The organism is Nocardia sp. NPDC058666 (assembly GCF_042714895.1).
Taxonomy (GTDB): domain Bacteria; phylum Actinomycetota; class Actinomycetes; order Mycobacteriales; family Mycobacteriaceae; genus Nocardia.
This window is the reverse complement of sequence record NZ_JBHXRY010000086.1, coordinates 1-1,270: the sequence shown is the minus strand read 5'-3', so window position 1 is coordinate 1,270 and position 1,270 is coordinate 1. Positions and strand designations below refer to the sequence as shown.

The 1,270-nt window shown below is 71.3% G+C and carries 3 protein-coding genes; 2 read left to right on the top strand and 1 reads right to left on the bottom strand.

Features of this window, described 5'->3' with window-relative positions:
• A partial coding sequence (locus tag ACFWVD_RS28660; RefSeq protein WP_379248022.1) for a hypothetical protein occupies nucleotides 1–248 on the bottom strand: 248 nt, incomplete at its 3' end.
• A 226-nt stretch (nucleotides 249–474) separates the two neighbouring features.
• Between ACFWVD_RS28660 and ACFWVD_RS28655 the strand changes: the two genes are divergently transcribed.
• Together ACFWVD_RS28655 and ACFWVD_RS28650 are read left to right on the top strand one after the other, a co-directional pair.
• On the top strand, nucleotides 475–702 hold the full coding sequence (locus ACFWVD_RS28655; protein ID WP_052875083.1) for a hypothetical protein: 228 nt from the start codon (nucleotides 475–477) through the stop codon (nucleotides 700–702).
• Between the two features lie 55 nt (nucleotides 703–757).
• A partial coding sequence (locus ACFWVD_RS28650) for an oxygenase MpaB family protein (RefSeq protein ID WP_379248020.1) occupies nucleotides 758–1,270 on the top strand: 513 nt, incomplete at its 3' end.

Sequence of the window (1,270 nt, the reverse complement as noted above, 5' to 3'; positions counted from 1 at the left end):
GTCCCCGCCTGCCTGCCGGCGGTGGTGTAGCCGAAGTGCGCGTCCGCCACGCATTCACTGGCGCGGAACTGTACGTCGTTGGTTCCGTTCGACCAGATGATCCGGTCCCCGGGGTTGGCGTGTGCCGGGCCGACGGGAAGAACCACTGCGAGGCCGACGGCGGCTGCCAGCGCCCCCACGGACCTGGTGAGCGCCTTCGCTTCCTTCGTCCTCGTCGTCTTCTTCGCCTTCGTCCATGTCGCTCGCACGGGATCCGCCTCTCGCTCGCCCACCGGCCGGTCCGGCGGGGTTACGGCGCCACGATGGCGGGGCGGGCGCATTGGCCGGGCGGCGCGGGCGGAAAGAACCCAGCTCAGCAGGGGCGGGTGGGCGGACAACGGGATTGTCCACGGACAACGAGCCAATAATTGGTGCGCCTTCGCGCAGTATTGGTGCAACCATGGTGCAGTCTTCATCAACAGGAAGGGCTTCGCCGTGGATCAGCTCCCCCCTCACCCCGACAGCGAGCGGTACTCCGTCACCCTCTGCCCCCCGGCTGTCACCATCGTCTCCGAGCTGACCGCCGCGACCGGCGTCAGCAAGTCGGACGTGATCAACCGGGCGGTGCTCCTGCTCGGGTTCATCGAGCGCGAACGTGCCAAGGGCAACGATTTGATGGTCCGCGACACCTCCGGCGCCCTGGAGCGCATCCACATCATCTGAACGACGTCCCCCACGCCCCCTACGCCGTGCGCCCGGCGCGGCCCATACTGGGCACATGGCAAGCGAGACGACGACCGTCCAGCGGATCAGACGCCAGGCCGGCGAGGCGGTCTTCCTGCGCGTGGCCGGGCCCGACGGGCCCGAGAACAGGGCGCGGATCCACACGACCCCCGGGCCCCGCTGGTTCGCGCCGGAGCGGCCGGTCCGGCGGGTGCACGGGGACGCGTCGATGTTCATCGGCGGGCTGGCCGCCCTGCTGCTCCAGTCCCTGCACCCCCTCGCGATGGCCGCCGTGGCCGCGCATTCGGGCTACCGGGGCGACCCGTGGGGCCGGCTCCACCGGACCAGTACCTTCCTGGCCTTCACCACCTTCGGTACCAGTGCCGACGCCGAGGCGGCCGTGGCCCACGTACGCGAGGTGCACGGCCGCATCCGGGGCCGGACGGCCGACGGCGTGCCGTACCGGGCCGACGATCCGGAGCTGCTGACCTGGGTGCACATCGCCGAGGCGGAGTGCTTCCTGCGGGCCCACCAGCGGTACGGCAGGCGCCCGTTGGACTCCGCGGGC